The sequence below is a fragment of the Streptomyces sp. NPDC002643 genome, from assembly GCF_053592555.1.
In genome coordinates this window covers 195,775-211,617 of sequence record NZ_JBSFVY010000011.1, presented here as the reverse complement: position 1 = coordinate 211,617, position 15,843 = coordinate 195,775, and the positions used below count along the sequence as shown (strand labels likewise).

Here is a 15,843-nt window from a genome sequence, read left to right as displayed (position 1 = left end):
TGCCACTGTCCCACTCCGCCGGGGGCCGCCGTCAGGAAACGCCGCCGGTGCAGGCCGCACCGGGCTCGGGCGTCTGCTCGCCCTGGACGTACGTCTCGAAGAACTTGTCGAGGTTCGGGTCGGAGGCACTGGTCACCGTGCGCTGGTGGCCCCAGGCGCTGAGCATGATCGGGTCCTTCTGGTCCTCGACCGGGCTCATCAGCGTGTACGGGGTCTTCTTGACCTTCGCCGCGAGCGCCTTGACATCGGCGTCGGATGCCTTGTCGTTGTACGTCACCCAGACCGCGCCGTGTTCCAGGGAGTGCACGGCGTTCTCGTTCTTGATCGCGCTGTCGTAGACGTCGCCGTTGCAGTTCTGCCAGACCGGGTTGTGGTCGCCGCCGACCGGGGGCTCCATCGGGTAGTCCACGGTCTTGGTGACGTGGTTCTGGGTGAGCTTGGCGCTCCAGGTCTTGACGCCGTCCGACCCGGTCTCCCACTTGCCCGAGTTCTTGGAGTCGCTGGACGCGGTGGAGCTGCCGCTGTCGTCGGACTGCGACTGGATCAGTACGGTTCCGCCCACCACGAGGCCGGCGACTATCACCACGCTGGCGCCGATCACGAGAATCCGGTTCCGACGCTCCCGGGAGCGCTCGGCACGGCGCATCTCCTCGATGCGCGCCTTGCGCGCCGCGCTGCTGGTGTTCTTGGCGGCCATGGGTTGAGTCCTTAGTGGGGGTTGAGGCGGATGGGACGGTCGGACCACTCGATCGTAATTTGATCTGATCCTCCGAGTAAACGAGGGATCTCGCCCTCCCATGCTCCCTCGCACCCGGCGTCGGACAACCTGGGCGTTACGGATGGCGGCGCGAACAGGCAAGATGGGGAGGGGCTGCGGAGCGGCCCGTGCGCCGGGCGACCGGGCGGTACATCTGCCGTACGCCGGGCGTTCAGCCCGATGTCGGTTCGCCGATGGGGGCGCGCAACGCGCGTGAAACGCTGTTGTGGTGTCATGCTCAGGTGCCCGACCGCCTCCCGTGCTCGGGAGCAAGGCGGCCTGACCAGCAAGGAATGGGTGGAAGCGGAAGATGGACAAGCAGCAGGAGTTCGTGCTCCGGACATTGGAGGAGCGCGACATCCGTTTCGTACGCCTGTGGTTCACGGATGTGCTGGGCTTCCTGAAGTCCGTGGCCGTGGCCCCCGCTGAGCTGGAACAGGCGTTTGACGAGGGCATCGGTTTCGACGGCTCGGCCATCGAGGGCTTCGCCCGGGTCTATGAGTCCGACATGATCGCCAAGCCGGACCCGTCGACGTTCCAGGTGCTGCCGTGGCGTGCGGAGGCCCCGGGTACGGCCCGGATGTTCTGCGACATCCTCATGCCCGACGGCTCCCCGTCCTTCGCCGACCCGCGCTATGTCCTCAAGCGGGCGCTGGCGAAGGCCTCCGACCTGGGGTTCACCTTCTACACCCACCCCGAGATCGAGTTCTTCCTGCTGAAGGACAAGCCGACGGACGGCTCCCGGCCGACCCCGGCCGACTACTCCGGCTACTTCGACCACACCCCGCACAACGTCGGCATGGACTTCCGCCGCCAGGCGATCACCATGCTGGAGTCGATGGGCATCTCGGTCGAGTTCTCCCACCACGAGGGCGCCCCGGGCCAGCAGGAGATCGACCTCCGCTACGCCGACGCGCTCTCCACGGCCGACAACATCATGACGTTCCGCCTGGTCATGAAGCAGGTGGCGCTGGAGCAGAACATCCAGGCCACGTTCATGCCGAAGCCGTTCAGCGAGCACCCCGGCAGCGGTATGCACACCCACCTCTCCCTCTTCGAGGGCGACCGGAACGCGTTCTACGAGTCGGGCGCCGAGTACCAGCTCTCCAAGGTGGGCCGCTCCTTCATCGCGGGCCTGCTGAAGCACGCCGCCGAGATCGCGGCCGTGACCAACCAGTGGGTCAACTCCTACAAGCGGATCTGGGGCGGCACCGAGCGCACGGCGGGCGCCGGCGGCGAGGCCCCCTCGTACATCTGCTGGGGCCACAACAACCGCTCGGCCCTGGTCCGCGTGCCCATGTACAAGCCCGGCAAGACGGGCTCGGCACGGGTCGAGGTCCGCTCGCTGGACTCCGGCGCCAACCCGTACCTCGCCTACGCCATGCTCCTGGCCGCCGGCCTCAAGGGCATCGAGGAGGGCTACGAGCTCCCGCCGGGCGCCGAGGACGACGTCTGGGCCCTCTCCGACGCCGAACGCCGCGCCATGGGCATCGAACCCCTCCCCCAGAACCTCGGCGAGGCCCTGTCCCTGATGCAGCGCAGCGACCTCGTCGCCGAAACCCTGGGCGAACACGTCTTCGACTTCTTCCTGCGCAACAAGAAGCAGGAGTGGGAGGAGTACCGCAGCGAGGTCACCGCGTTCGAGCTGCGGAAGAACCTGCCGGTGCTGTAGCGCTCCGCGCGGTTGGCCGGGATCGGAGGGGAGCCCCGTCGGGGGCTCCCCTCCTTGCCGTTCCCGTCGTCGAACAGACTCCCGTCGTGGAACCGGTCTTCGTCGTCGAACCGGCTTTCGTGGGCCGGCGGTGGACACGTAAGGTCATCCCCGTGACCACGCTTCGACGAAAGGCCCATGCCGCGTAGACGGCAGGGCGCGCTGCGCGCCGCACGGCGGCTTCAGCACCGGCCCGTGCGCTGGGACACTCCCGCGCCGGACCGTATCCATGGCCTCTCGGCCCGTACGAGTCTCGCGATCCACCACTACGAGGCACTCTCGACCGACTACGACGTCTTCCCCGGCGCCACCAGGGCCGCGCTGCGACGGTGGGAGGCGTTCGCACGGTCGCCGGGCCGCCGCCCCCGGTACCCCTTCCTGGATGACTGCGGCTGCCGGGGCTGCGCCCTGCTGGACGTCAGACACAGCCGCGACGTGCTCGACACGGTCCTGCGGAGTCTGCCGCCGAGGGCCCGTGCCGAGCTGAGGCGTCGGATCGAGCCGCTGGACGCCGCCTATCTCGACCGCACCCTGCCGGACCCCTTCGTCGCCGTACGCCGCTGGTGGCGCCCCCATGTCTGGTGGTACCGCCGCCTGGAAGGCTGCCGGTACGCGGCGACAGGCGCTGTCTGAGTCAGTCCTGCCGTGCTGCCAGGTCGGCCAGTACCCGGTGGAGCGGCTCGGTGGCGCGGCGGCGGTATTCCTGGACGGCCCAGCCGTTGCCGTCCGGGTCCTTGAAGTACATGAACGTGGCGCCGTCGTCGGGGGCGTACTGGACGGGCTCGGAGACGTCCAGGCCGCGTTCGGTGAGTTCGGCGTGGGCGGCCTTGATGTCGGCGACGCAGAGTTGCAGGCCCTGGTAGGAGCCTGGGGCGGGCTTGGCGCCCTGGGCCATCTCCCAGATGGTGTCGCCGAGGGCGATGGAACAGCCGGAGCCGGGCGGGGTCAGCTGGATGATCCGCATGCCCGGCATGACCTCCTGGTCGATGTCGACATGAAAGCCGACCTTGTCCCGGTAGAAGTCACGGGCCCGGTCGAGGTCGGTGACGGGCAGCGGGATCACTTCGAGGGTGAAGTCCATGGCGTGACTCCTTCGACTCGGGTGTCAGGCGAACCGCCACCGCGTCTGGCAGAACGGCTCCCCCTTACCGAAGCCGAAAACCGTGCCGGGCGCCACCGAGAAGACGAGGGCGCGGCCGGCGCCGTGGTGGGGAATGGACCTCCTGTACCTCGAAGTGCCAGAAGTCGCCGTACTTCGCCTCCCATCCGGCGGCCAGCTCGCGCAGCCGCTCGTCGTCGGTCACGCGTACGGCCTCGCCCTCCGCCTTGCGCTCCTCGGGGCCGGTGCAGAAGTGCAGCGCGCAGGCCGACCAGACCGCAGGCAGCGGCGTCACATGCGGCCGTCCGTCCGGTCGCACCGTCGAGATCCAGAACAGCTCGGCCCCGGCCGGCATCCCCTCCACCTCGCCCCAGTCGGGCGCGGCGGCAGCCGGATCGCTGTAGCGGGAGTCCAACCGGCCCTGCGGCGTACTGCTGCTCACCATGGTGTGCCCTCTTCCGTCGCAGCCTGTTCGTCAGGAAGCCGCTTCGATCACCCGGTAGCCGGGAACGGAGGGCCAGCGGACCGTCAGTACCACGGACTCCTCCTCCGCGAACCAGGAGTGATCGACACCTCGGCCCCACACGACGTAGTCGCCCTGCCGCTCCAGGAGAACACTGCGCCCGGGCAGTTCCACCCGGAAGGCGTCCTTGTAGTGCCCCAGCAGCCACCCCCGGTCCAGTGCCGCTTCCTTGCCGGCATTGCCCACATACACGCTGTCGGTCATGGCCCCGGAAGGTAGCAACCGGCAGTGTTCCGTCCCCCCGCCCCCGCACAGCCCCTGTCCCGAGCCGTGGGTGCCAGGGGCGGTCAGCTGTCCGAGGAGGGTTCGACCTCGACGCGGGCCGCGATCGGGAGGTGGTCGCTGCCTGTTTCGGGGAGGTTCCAGGACGCCATCGGTTCCATGTCGCGGACCATGATCTGGTCGATGCGGGCCATCGGGAACGAGGCGGGCCAGCTGAAGCCGAAGCCGTCGCCTGCGGCGCCCTGGGTGGAGCGCATCTGGGCGGTGACGGCGTTGAGGGCGCGGTCGTTCATGGTGCCGTTGAGGTCGCCGAGGAGGACCACCTGCTGGATGGGCTCGTCGGCGATGGCCTCGCCGAGGGCGTTGGCGCTCTTGTCGCGCTGCCGGGCCGTGAACCCGGCCTCCAGCTTCACCCGCACCGACGGCAGATGGGCGACGTACACGGCGACGGAGCCCTCGGGGGTCGTCACCGTGGACCGCATGGCCCGCTCCCAGCCGAGCTTGATGTCGACGGCCTTGGTGTCGTTCATCGGGTACTTGCTCCACAGCCCGACCGTGCCGACGACCTTGTGGTACTTGTACGTCGCCGCCAGCGCCTTCTCGTAGACCGGCACCGCGTTCTCCGTCAGCTCCTCCAGGGCCACGACGTCCGCGCCGGACGCGGCGACCTCGCGGGCCGTGCCGGAGGGGTCGGCGTTGTCGGCGTTGACGTTGTGGGTGACGACCATGAGGTCACCGCCGCCGCCGGTCTTGCTGGTGACGAGCCCGCCGAACATGTTCAGCCAGACGATCGTGGGCACCAGGACCGCGATCAGCGCCGTCGCCGACCTGCGGACCAGGGCGAGCAGGAGCAGCAGCGGGATCGCCGCGCCCAGCCAGGGCAGGAACGTCTCCGTCAGACTGCCGAGGTTGCCGACCGTGTTGGGGATCTGGGCGTGGGCCACCATGACCAGCGCCAGCAGCAGGGCCAGGACCGCGATGACGATGCCGCGCCGCCAGATCCGCCGGTCCCCTCTCCAACTGTCGAGGAACCGTCCGGGAAATCGTCCGAGCAGGCGCCGAATCCGGGTTCCCTCGCGGCCCTCGCCCGTGCCGCCGCCGCCCGTCTCCGTCACATACGCCTGCGCCATACCGTCGCCTCACTGCCTGCCGTGCACTTCGTCCCCCCGCGCCCTCAAGACCCTAGGGGATGATCGCCGTCGTTCTCACCGCCCCACGGCGGCCGTACGGGCACGAGGACGAAAACGTCGCTGCTCGGAGTTCCGGACCGACCGCCAAGGCTCGTTTTCTGTAACGAAACGAGCACATTGCACTGTGACTCACCTCGCAGACTCACTTCGCGGATGCCCGCCTCGACGACTCGCTTCGCCGACTCACTTCGCGGCGGGGCGCAGTCCTTCGAGGAGGGTGTCGACGATGCGCGCCGGGAGATCCTCGGGGAGGTCGGCGTCGGGGCTCAGCACGGTACGCACGAGCATGGGGCCGAAGACCATGTCGCCGATGAAGTCGACGTCGACGTCCGAGCGGATCTCGCCGTTCAACTGGCCTCTGCGGAGCGTGTCGATGCCCATCTTGCGGCGCGGGGCGACGACATTCGTCTGGTAGGCGTCCCAGATCCTCGGGCTCCGCTTCATCTGGGCGAAGACGTTGTGCAGGATCGCCGACGACCGGTTGAACAGGCCGCGTTGGCGTGTCGACTCCAGGAGGACGACGAGGTCCTCGCGCATGGAGACGCCGGGGAGTTCCGGTTCGGGGGGTTCGGCGGCGCGCATCACGTCGACGAAGAGTTCCTCCTTGCCGGCCCAGCGGCGGTAGATGGTGGCCTTGCCCACACCGACGGTCCTGGCGACGCGTTCGATGGACAACTCCGAGAGCGGGACGCCCTCTTCGATGAGCTTCATCACGCCCTCGATGATCGCCCGCTCCACGGCCTCGCTGCGGGGCCGCCCGCGTACGGGACCCGCTTCCCTGGTCCGCTCATCTCCGGCCGGACTTTCGGCGAGGCTCACGGTCGACTCCGTTTCTGTGCGAGGGCGCCGGTGTGATTCTCCCTCGCGTACGAGGTGTACGAGAGAGGAGGGCGCCCCCGGCGTCGTACGGGTGGCCGAATTCAGTTCTCCGCGCTCACCAACTCCGCCTCCTTCTCCTCCCCTTCGCCGCTCTTCGGCCTGCCCGGCAGGAAGACGGCCATCACCACGGCACCGGCGACGGCCACCGCCGCGCCGCACAGCGCGGTGACGTGCATGGCGTGCAGAAAGGCGTCATGGGCCGGGGTCACCAGGGCGGCGCCCCGGTCGCCGAGCCGGGCGGCGAAGCCGAGGGTGGCCTCGATGGACTCGGCGGCGGCGTGCGGGGCCCCGGCGGGCAACTCGCCCTCGACGGCGCCCCGGTACGACGCGGACAGCACGGAGCCCAGTACGGCGATGCCGAGGGCGCCGCCGACCTGGCGGAAGGTGTTGCTGAGCGCGGACGCGGAGCCGGCCTTCTCACGGGGCAGGGCCTGCATGATGACGACGCTGAGCGGGGTCATCACATGGGCCATGCCCACACCCATCAGGAAGAAGATCACCTCAAGAATCCAAATCGGCGTGTCCGCGTCCAGCACGGCGAACGCGGCCAGCATCCCGGCGATCAGCAGCATGCCGACCGTGCACACCGCGCTGTTGCCGAACCGTTCGACGACGAGCCGGGCGCGCGGTGCGAAGAAGAGCTGCGCGAGGGCGAGCGGCAGCATCAACAGGCCCGTCTCCAGCGGAGAGTAGCCGCGTACGGTCTGGGTGTAGAAGACGGAGAAGAACGTGACGCCCATCAGCGCGAAGAAGACCAGGCCGATGACGCCGATCGAGGCCGAGAACACCTTGTTCTTGAAGAACGAGATGTCGATGGACGGATGGTCGCTGCGCTTCTCGAACAGGACGAAGCCGGTGAGGACGGCGAGTCCGCCCGCGATGGGGGCGAGGACCGTGGCGTCGGCGAAGTCGGCGAGCTGACCGCCCCGGATGATGCCGTAGACGAGCAGGACGAGCCCGACGACGGAGAGCAGCACACCGATCGGGTCGATCCGTCCGGGGTTCGGGTCGCGGGAGTCGGGCACCAGCCACAGCATCAGCCCGAGCGCGAGGATGACGATCGGAACGTTGACGAGAAAGACCGATCCCCACCAGAAGTGATCGAGGAGCAGCCCTCCGGTGATCGGCCCGATGGCGATGGCGAGACCGACGCCGCCCGCCCATATCCCGATGGCCTTAGGCTGCTCGTCGCGCTCGAAGACGTTCATCAGGACGGCGAGGGTCGCGGGCATGACGAAGGCGGCGCCGAGGCCCATCAGCGCGCGGAACGCGATCAGCTGGACCGGTGAGCCCGACTCGGCGGCCAGCGCGGAGCCGATGCCGAACACGACGAGACCGCCGAGCAGCACCCTCTTGCGGCCGAGCCGGTCGCCGAGCAGTCCGGCGGTGAACAGCAGCCCCGCGAAGACCAGCGTGTAGGCGTTGATCGCCCACTCCAGCTCACTCTGGGTGGCGCCGAGCCCGGTGGGTTCCGGGGTCGAGATCGTCTTGATGGCGACGTTGAGGATCGAGTTGTCGAGCACCACGATCAGCAGGCTCAGCATCAGCACACCGAGAATCGCCCAGCGGCGCCTGTGCACCGCTTCGGGCACCCGCCGTTCGACAGGGGCAGCAGGAGAAGTCATGTCTTCGACGATAAGCCAATTCCGATACGGCACCGTCTCGTATCGAAAATCTTTACGGAGAGATGAAGAACGGACCTAGGCCACGGGACGTAGGCACCCCGCCGGTGTGCCGTGTCGGAGCCGTCCCTCCCGTTGCCGTCCCCCTCCCCTCGCCGTCCCGTCGCGTGACTCATCTCCCCCACCCCGCTTCTGGTCGTATCTGGCACGAGGTGCCACCATGGAGCTGGTCCGGGGACGCCGTGAGGGCGCCTCGAGATGACATGAAGGAGCCGTTGCGATGACGCAGCTTTCCGCTGCCCAGAAGCAGCCTGCGCAGGGTGTGCGGCCGGCCGCCGACAGCGCCAAGGCGCTGTACGGAGGCAAGAGCACCCGGCGCATCACCGTCCGTGACCTCGCCGCCGCCAAGGAGCGCGGCGAGAAGTGGCCCATGCTCACCGCCTACGACGCGGCCACCGCGTCCGTGTTCGACGAGGCCGGCATCCCGGTCCTCCTCGTCGGCGACTCGGCGGGCAACACCCACCTCGGGTACGACACCACCGTGCCCGTCACCCTCGACGAGATGACCATGCTCTCCGCCGCCGTCGTACGGGGCACCGGCCGCGCCCTGGTCGTCGGCGACCTGCCCTTCGGCTCGTACCAGGAGGGCCCGGTGCAGGCGCTGCGCTCGGCGACCCGGCTGGTCAAGGAGGCCGGGGTCGGGGCCGTGAAGCTGGAGGGCGGCGAGCGGTCGTACGACCAGATCCGGCTGCTGGTGGAGTCCGGTATCCCGGTGATGGCCCATGTCGGGCTCACCCCGCAGTCCGTCAACACGATGGGCTACCGCGTGCAGGGCCGGGGCGAGGAGGCCGCCCAGCAGCTGCTGCGCGACGCCAAGGCCGTCCAGGACGCGGGCGCGTTCGCGGTGGTCCTGGAGCTGGTCCCGGCGGAACTGGCCGCCGAGGTCACGCGCGTCCTCCACATCCCGACGATCGGCATCGGCGCCGGCCCGGAGACCGACGCCCAGGTCCTCGTCTGGACCGACATGCTCGGGCTGACCGGGGGCCGCGTACCGAAGTTCGTCAAGCAGTACGCCGACCTGCGCCAGGTGATGGGCGAGGCGGTCAAGGCGTTCGCCGAGGACGTCGTCGGCGGAACGTTCCCGCAGGAGCAGCACTCCGTCCATTAGAGCCGCCGGGGCCCGAAACGCCCCCGCCTGCCCTCGAACCACTGCGGTACCACAGCAGCCCGCCGATCTTCCCCCGTCGGCGGGCTGCTTCGTTGCCGCGGCTGCCGGATGACGTAGGGGAACCCCCGCGCCCGCGAGGTGTCGGCCGGCTGTCGGTTCCGTGTCGGTGGTTTGTCGGTGGGGGCTGGCATCGTCGTCCGTATGACACGAATCGACGACAAGGCCGGCGGCGCGAAGGGCGCTGTGACCGTACGGGGGTTGGTCAAGCACTACGGCGAGACCAAGGCGCTGGACGGGGTCGACCTGGATGTGCGTGAGGGCACCGTCATGGGGGTGCTGGGGCCCAACGGGGCGGGGAAGACGACGCTGGTGCGGATACTGTCGACGCTGCTGGCGCCGGACGCCGGCTCGGCGACCGTCGCCGGGTACGACGTCGTACGGCAGCCCCGGCAGTTGCGGCGGGTGATCGGGCTGACGGGGCAGTACGCCTCGGTGGACGAGAAGCTTCCGGGGTGGGAGAACCTGTACATGATCGGGCGGCTGCTCGATCTGCCGCGCAAGGCGGCGCGGGCGCGCGCCGATGAGCTGCTGGAGCGGTTCTCGCTGACCGAGGCCGCCAAGCGGCCGGCCGGCACGTACTCCGGTGGTATGCGGCGGCGGCTCGACCTCGCCGCATCCATGATCGGACGGCCGAGCGTGCTGTTCCTCGACGAGCCGACCACCGGGCTGGACCCGCGCACCCGCAACGAGGTGTGGGACGAGGTCAAGGCCATGGTCGGGGACGGGGTGACCGTGCTGCTGACCACGCAGTACATGGAGGAGGCCGAGCAACTCGCCTCCGAGCTGACCGTCGTGGACCGGGGGAAGGTCGTCGCGGCCGGGGGGATCGAGGAGCTGAAGGCCAAGGTGGGAGGGCGGACGCTCAGGGTCCGGCCCGTCGACGCCTCGCGGTTGCGGCCGCTCGCCTCCTATCTCGACGGTCTCGGGATCACCGGGCTCGCGACCACCACCGTCGACACCGCCACCGGCACCCTCCTCGTGCCGATCCTCAGCGACGAGCAGTTGACGGCCGTCGTCGGCGCCGTCACCTCCCAAGGCGTCACCCTCGCCTCCATCACCACCGAACTGCCCAGCCTGGACGAGGTGTTCCTGTCCCTCACCGGCCATCGCGCCAGTGCGCCGCAGGACGCCACGCCCGCCACCACCGACGAACGTCAGGAGGTCGCCGCCGTATGAGTACCACCACTTCCGTCGCCACCAAGCCCCTCTCCACCGGCGACGACGCCCGGATCTCGCTGCGCGGGCATCTGCGGCACACCGGGGCGCTCGTACGGCGCAATCTGCTGTGGATACGGCAGGACCCGGAGTCGATGGCCGACGCGCTGCTGATGCCGGTCATCTTCACCCTGCTGTTCGTGTTCGTCTTCGGCGGCTCGATCGGGCAGGCACTGGGCGGCGGACAGGACCAGTACGTCCAGTACGTCATCCCCGGCATGATCGCGATGATGAGCATGACGCTGTCCCAGGGCGTCGGCACCGGATTCAGCCAGGACTTCAACTCCGGCGTCATGGACCGTTTCCGGTCACTGCCGATCGGGCGGGGCTCGGTGCTCTTCGCGAAGATCTCGGTGGAGCTGCTGCGGATGCTGTTCGCGACGGCCGTGCTGATGATCGTCGCGGTCGCGGTCGGGTTCGAGATCACCGACTGGCCCGGGCTGTTCGCGACGGTGGCGCTGTCCACGGTGTTCGCCTCGTCGATCATGTGGGTGTTCCTCACCCTGGGCGTGATCATGAAGAACGCGCAGTCCGTGCAGGCGATGGGCTTCCTGGTGCTGTTCCCGCTGCAGTTCGGCTCGTCGATCTTCGCGCCGACGACGTCGATGCCGGGCTGGCTGCAGGGCTTCACCGACTACAACCCGCTGTCCACCCTCGCGGACGCCGCCCGAGGTCTGATGGTGGGCGGTCCGGTCGCCCACGACGCATGGGTGACTCTCGCCTGGTCGCTGGCGATCACGGCGGTGATGGCACCGGTCGCGATCCACAAGTTCCGCACGAAGAGCTGACGGTATGAGGCCGCCCGCGGCCGGGGCGCCCGCGGCCGGGGCGGATCACATCAGGGCGGTGGCCTCCTCCGCGGTGAGGCCGCCGCCCTCGGTGTGGGCCGCCGCGTAGCTCTCGTCGTCCAGTACGGCCCTGATGCCGGCCTCGGCCTGGACGCGGCCCTCCTTCTCCAGGGAGCTCGGGACGTGGCCCGGCGGAAGCAGGGCGTCGGCCGCGCCGAGGAGACGGGCCGCGTCCCGGGCTCGGGCACCGCCGTCGAGCCGCGTCATGGCCGTGGCGGCGGTGACGAGATGGCTGGCGGACATATGCGGGGTGATCACCTGGGCGAGCGGGTCCAAAGCCTGCTCCATGGCCTGCCGTGACCGGTCGAGGGCCCGGGCGTGGTCCCCGGACAGATTGTCCAGCCATGCCTCGATGCCGAGGACGAGCCCGGCGAAGAGCACGAAGTCGACCACGTCGGAGACCTGGCGGAGCCGGCCGAGCTGCTCACGGGCCTCGGCCAGGCGATCGGTGCGGCCGAGCCGGATGACGAGAAAGAGATGGGCCGCCAACCGGGCCTCGTGGGCGGTGTGGTGGTCGGCCGCCAGCACCTCCTGCAGCATCTTCTCGCCCTTCTCGGCCTCGCCGCACTCGATCAGCACATTGCCCAGCCGCACCCCGAGGATGCCCAACTGGGCCTTGGCACCTAGCCGTTCGGCGTATCCGATGGCCTGCTCGAAGTCCGCCGCGGCCTGACTGAACCTCCCCGTGCGCTCCAGGGCCTCACCGCGCGCCGACAGCGCCTCGGCGGCGCTCCAGTCGTCGCCCAGCCTCTCGAACAGCTCCAGCGACTCATCGGCGTCACGGGTGGCGTCGCCCGCCCAGTCGCTGCGGTTGGCGAGGATGTTGGCCCGCATCTGCAGGCTCGCCGCCAGCTCCCAGGTGTCGCCGAGGGCACGGGCGGTACGGATGTTGGAGTCGATGATCTCCTTCACCCGCTCCATGTCACCGGACAGCAGGACCGCGTAGAACCACAGCATGGTCGGGAAACGGCAGACCTGCGGCTGGCCGGTCCGGTACGTCTCCCGCATGACGCGTATCCTCTCCTGCGCCTCGGGGGTCTGCCACGCCCTCAACTCCGAGTCCATACAGCCGAGATGGACGAGATGCACCGCGCGCCGCGCCTCCTGGAGGACCTCCTCGCGCATCGGCGGCGGGTCGGCGAGCAGCCGCTCCGGCAGGTCCGGTACGGGGCGGGCGGGCGCGGTGAACGGGTCCGGGCCGAGCTGCCCGACCTGCGTGGACCAGTGCCGGGCCTCGCTCTTGAGGTCGTGCATCTGCCAGTACCAGGACAGCGACAGCGACAGACAGAGCGCCTCCTGCTCGTCCCGCTCGGCGACGGCGTGCCGTAGCGCCGTACGGAAGTTCTCGTACTCCAGCTCGATCAACTCGATCGCCGCGCGCTGGCCGGGGCCGCGCAGCAACGGGTCGGTGGTGCGGGCGAGTTCGCGGTAGTACGTGAGGTGGGCGCGCTCGGCGGCGGTGCGGGTGCCGGACTCGGCGAGCCGTTCCCCGGCGTACTCGGCGACCGTCTCCAGCAGCCGGTAGCGCATCTCGCCATGGGTGACCGGGGCCGCCACCACCAGGGACTTGTCGACGAGCGAGCCGAGCGCCTCCAGTGCGGCCGGGCCGCAGACGGCCTCCGCCGCGGCGAGGTCGCAGCCGCCTGCGAAGACCGACAGCCGGCGCAGTACCTCGCGTTCCTCCTCGTCGAGGAGTTCCCAGGACCAGTCGACGACGGCGCGGAGGGTCTGCTGGCGGGGCAGGACGGTGCGGCTGCCGGAGGTGAGCAGCCGGAAGCGGTCGTCGAGGCGGTCGGCGATCTGGCGGGGGGTGAGCATACGGAGGCGGGCGGCGGCGAGTTCGATCGCCAGGGGCAGGCCGTCCAGGCGGCGGCAGATCTCGGCCGCCGCGTCGGGGTCGTCGGCCACCGTGAAACCGGGGCGGGCCGCCGCGCCACGGTCCGCGAGCAGGCGGAGCGCGTACGGCTCGGGGAGGGGTTCGACGGGGCGTACCGACTCCCCCGGTACGCCGAGGGGTTCGCGGCTGGTGGCCAGGACGGTCAGGCCGGGGCAGTGCTGGAGGAGGCGTTCGACGAGGTGGGCGGCGGCGGTGATGACGTGTTCGCAGTTGTCGAGGACGAGGAGCATTCTGCGGCGGGCGCAGTGCTCCAGCAGGCGGGCCGTGGGGTTGCCGTGGCGGTCGGCCACCGCGCGCATCTCCTCGGCGCCGGCGCCTCTGAGGACGGTTTCTCGGGCGCCGAGGGCGGTGAGGACGGCTTCCGGGACGTCCTCGGGGGCGTCCACGGGGGCGAGTTCGGCGAGCCATACGCCGTCGGGGAGGGTGGTTGCGACTGCCTCGGCGGCCTCCTGGGAGAGGCGGGTCTTTCCGGCGCCGCCGGGGCCGAGGAGGGTGAGCAGGCGGGTGGTGGTGAGGTCGGTTCGGATGGTGTCGATGTCTGTGTCTCGGCCTACGAAGGAGGTCAGGCGGGTGGGGAGGTTGCCCAGCGCTGCCGCGCGGTGGGGCGGGTGGGGGTGGGTGGGTGGTTCTGGCCTGGGGCCGCCTGAGAGTTCGAGAGGGGTCTCGCCCCCGCCGCCCCTACCCGTCCCATCCCCAGGGGCGCTGCCCCTTCGACCCCGGGCGCCTGAGAGCTCGGGGGGTTGGGGTGTGATGCGCGGGTGAGGGTGAGTGGGGGGCTGGTCGCGCCCACGCGGCGGAGCCGCATATGTAGCTGCCCCGCGCCCCTGGGGTGGCTCGACTCGTCGTATCTCGGGACGTTCAGCCCAGCTCACGCGCGGCGCTCGGCTCCCGTTGGCTCGTGTCGGAGTTGTGGTCAGTAACTCCTTGTGCAGGGACTGTAGTTCTGGGCCTGGGTCCGTGCCCAGGTGGGTGGACAGGTGGCGGCGGAAGTGGTCGTAGGCGGCCAGGGCTTCCGCTGGGCGGCCTGTGGCTCTCAGGGCCTGGAGGCGGAGGGACTGGAGGGGCTCGTCCAGGGGGTGGGTGTCGCAGAGGGCCGTCAGGGTGGGGAGGGCGGAATCCGCTTGGCCCAGGGCCAGGGCCGCCGTGAGGCGGGTGCGGTGGGTTTCCAGGTGGCGGGTCCGCCAGCGGGACGCCTCGGCCGTGCGGTCGGGGAGGTCGGCCAGGGGTGGGTCCTGCCAGAGGGCGAGGGCCTCGTCCAACACCGCCGCCGCCTTCGCCGGATCGCCGTCCGCGAGTGCCCGGGTGCCTTCGGCCGACAGGCGGTCGAAGCGGTGGAGGTCCACGTCGTCCGGGCCGGCCGCCAGACGGTAGCCGCCGTTGCCGGACGCCACCGCCTCGGCGCCCAGGGCCCGGCGCAGTCGGCCGACCAGCGCCTGGAGCGCCCCGTGGGCGTCGGCGGGCGGATCTCCGTCCCACACCTCGTCGACCAGCGCCGGCGCCGGAACCGTACGGCCGGGGCGCAGCGCCAGCACGGTCAGCAGGGCGCGCAGCCGGGCCCCGCCGAGCGGGACGGGCGTGCCGTCGGCGTACAGGGCCTGGGTGGTGCCGAGGATGCGATAGCGCACGGGGTCCATTGTCTCTGTATCTGTACGGGGGCCGGGGCCGCGGAGCCAGGCGGCTCTCCGGCTGCCGGTCAAGCGGTTTGTCGTGCCCACCTTGCTAGGAACTCGGCGGTACCCGCGAGACGTTTTCGGCGTACGCCCGGTACCGTCGGGCAGTCCCATCCAAGAAGTCCCAGTACTTCGCAGAGTCCAGCCGCTTGATCGAGAGTCCTAGGAGCCCCATGACCACCGCCGCGTCCCGGAGTAGGAGCGACCGGAGGATCAGTCCTGTCTTCGTGGGCATCGTGGCCGTGATGGCGGTCACCGGCTGGGCCACCTGGTCCGGCTTCGCCGAGCAACCCGGGCTCGCCGTCTTCCTCTTCGTGACCTCGGCGTGGATCGTCTCGCTCTGTCTGCACGAGTACGCCCACGCCCGTACCGCCCTGCACAGCGGTGACATCTCCATAGGCGGCAAGGGCTATCTCACCCTCAACCCCCTGAAGTACACCCACGCCCTGCTCAGCATCGTGCTGCCGGTCATCTTCGTGATCATGGGCGGTATCGGTCTGCCGGGCGGTGCCGTCTTCATCGAGCGGGGGCGGATCAGGGGGCGGTGGAAGCACAGTCTGATCTCGGCGGCCGGGCCGTTGACGAACGTCCTGTTCGCGGCGGTGTGCACGGCCCCGTTCTGGCTGGGGGTGACGGACGGGGTGCCGGCGGCGTTCCTGTTCGCGCTCGCCTTCCTGGCGATGCTCCAGGTCACGGCGGCCATTCTGAACTTCCTGCCGGTGCCCGGCCTGGACGGCTACGGCGTGATCGAGCCCTGGCTGTCGTACAAGATCCGCCGCCAGGTGGAGCCGCTGGCCCCGTTCGGGCTGCTGCTGGTCTTCGTGGTGCTGTGGATTCCGTCGGTGAACGCCGTGTTCTGGGACGCGATCGACGCCCTCATGCGGGGGCTGGGTGTCCAGGACATCCTGTCCGACTGCGGTTTCCAGCTCTACCGCTTCTGGCGGGAGGACAGCGACATCTGCCTCACGGTGTGAAGCGTCAG

Annotated in this window: 13 protein-coding genes and 1 pseudogene; 6 read left to right on the top strand and 8 right to left on the bottom strand. The window is 70.0% G+C overall.

What is annotated here, in order from left to right:
• Positions 1-31: 31 nt before the first annotated feature.
• A complete protein-coding gene (locus ACWD4G_RS18995; RefSeq protein WP_451294753.1) occupies positions 32-697 on the bottom strand; it encodes a DUF3105 domain-containing protein in 666 nt (221 codons plus the stop codon).
• Between the two features lie 370 nt (positions 698-1,067).
• On the opposite strand from ACWD4G_RS18995, the gene ACWD4G_RS18990 reads away from it, so the two are divergent.
• On the top strand, positions 1,068-2,429 hold the full coding sequence (locus ACWD4G_RS18990) for a glutamine synthetase family protein (protein WP_451294751.1): 1,362 nt from the start codon (positions 1,068-1,070) through the stop codon (positions 2,427-2,429).
• Between the two features lie 177 nt (positions 2,430-2,606).
• Positions 2,607-3,101, top strand: a complete 495-nt coding sequence (locus tag ACWD4G_RS18985) for a hypothetical protein (RefSeq protein ID WP_451294749.1) — start codon at positions 2,607-2,609, stop codon at positions 3,099-3,101.
• Between the two features lies 1 nt (position 3,102).
• Here ACWD4G_RS18985 and ACWD4G_RS18980 read toward each other — a convergent pair whose 3' ends face one another.
• The 6 genes and pseudogenes from ACWD4G_RS18980 to ACWD4G_RS18955 form a co-directional block, all read right to left on the bottom strand.
• Positions 3,103-3,549, bottom strand: coding sequence for a VOC family protein (locus ACWD4G_RS18980; RefSeq protein ID WP_451294747.1), 447 nt, complete (start codon positions 3,547-3,549; stop codon positions 3,103-3,105).
• 24 nt (positions 3,550-3,573) lie between these two features.
• A pseudogene (locus ACWD4G_RS18975) lies at positions 3,574-4,012 on the bottom strand (pyridoxamine 5'-phosphate oxidase family protein).
• Positions 4,013-4,042: 30 nt separating this feature from the next.
• Positions 4,043-4,294, bottom strand: coding sequence for a hypothetical protein (locus tag ACWD4G_RS18970; RefSeq protein ID WP_451294745.1), 252 nt, complete (start codon positions 4,292-4,294; stop codon positions 4,043-4,045).
• An 83-nt stretch (positions 4,295-4,377) separates the two neighbouring features.
• On the bottom strand, positions 4,378-5,442 hold the full coding sequence (locus ACWD4G_RS18965) for an endonuclease/exonuclease/phosphatase family protein (RefSeq protein WP_451294743.1): 1,065 nt from the start codon (positions 5,440-5,442) through the stop codon (positions 4,378-4,380).
• 243 nt (positions 5,443-5,685) lie between these two features.
• Entirely contained in the window at positions 5,686-6,321 is a 636-nt protein-coding gene (locus ACWD4G_RS18960; protein WP_451294741.1) for a TetR/AcrR family transcriptional regulator, read from the bottom strand.
• A 101-nt stretch (positions 6,322-6,422) separates the two neighbouring features.
• A complete protein-coding gene (locus ACWD4G_RS18955) occupies positions 6,423-8,006 on the bottom strand; it encodes an MFS transporter (RefSeq protein WP_451294739.1) in 1,584 nt (527 codons plus the stop codon).
• A gap of 277 nt (positions 8,007-8,283) precedes the next feature.
• On the opposite strand from ACWD4G_RS18955, the gene panB reads away from it, so the two are divergent.
• The 3 genes from panB (at position 8,284) to ACWD4G_RS18940 (ending at position 11,234) form a co-directional block, all read left to right on the top strand.
• Positions 8,284-9,171 (top strand): 3-methyl-2-oxobutanoate hydroxymethyltransferase, encoded by an 888-nt coding sequence (panB, locus tag ACWD4G_RS18950; protein ID WP_451294737.1) that lies wholly within the window; start codon positions 8,284-8,286, stop codon positions 9,169-9,171.
• Between the two features lie 201 nt (positions 9,172-9,372).
• Entirely contained in the window at positions 9,373-10,407 is a 1,035-nt protein-coding gene (locus ACWD4G_RS18945) for an ATP-binding cassette domain-containing protein (RefSeq protein WP_451294735.1), read from the top strand.
• Positions 10,404-11,234, top strand: coding sequence for an ABC transporter permease (locus ACWD4G_RS18940; RefSeq protein WP_451294734.1), 831 nt, complete (start codon positions 10,404-10,406; stop codon positions 11,232-11,234). Before ACWD4G_RS18945 ends, ACWD4G_RS18940 begins: the two co-directional genes overlap by 4 nt.
• A gap of 45 nt (positions 11,235-11,279) precedes the next feature.
• On the opposite strand, the gene ACWD4G_RS18935 is transcribed toward ACWD4G_RS18940, so the two are convergent.
• A complete protein-coding gene (locus tag ACWD4G_RS18935) occupies positions 11,280-14,825 on the bottom strand; it encodes an AfsR/SARP family transcriptional regulator (RefSeq protein WP_451294733.1) in 3,546 nt (1,181 codons plus the stop codon).
• A 209-nt stretch (positions 14,826-15,034) separates the two neighbouring features.
• On the opposite strand from ACWD4G_RS18935, the gene ACWD4G_RS18930 reads away from it, so the two are divergent.
• Positions 15,035-15,835 carry a site-2 protease family protein gene (locus ACWD4G_RS18930; protein ID WP_451294732.1) on the top strand — a complete coding sequence of 267 codons (801 nt, stop codon included), beginning with the start codon at positions 15,035-15,037 and terminating at the stop codon, positions 15,833-15,835.
• Positions 15,836-15,843 lie beyond the last annotated feature (8 nt).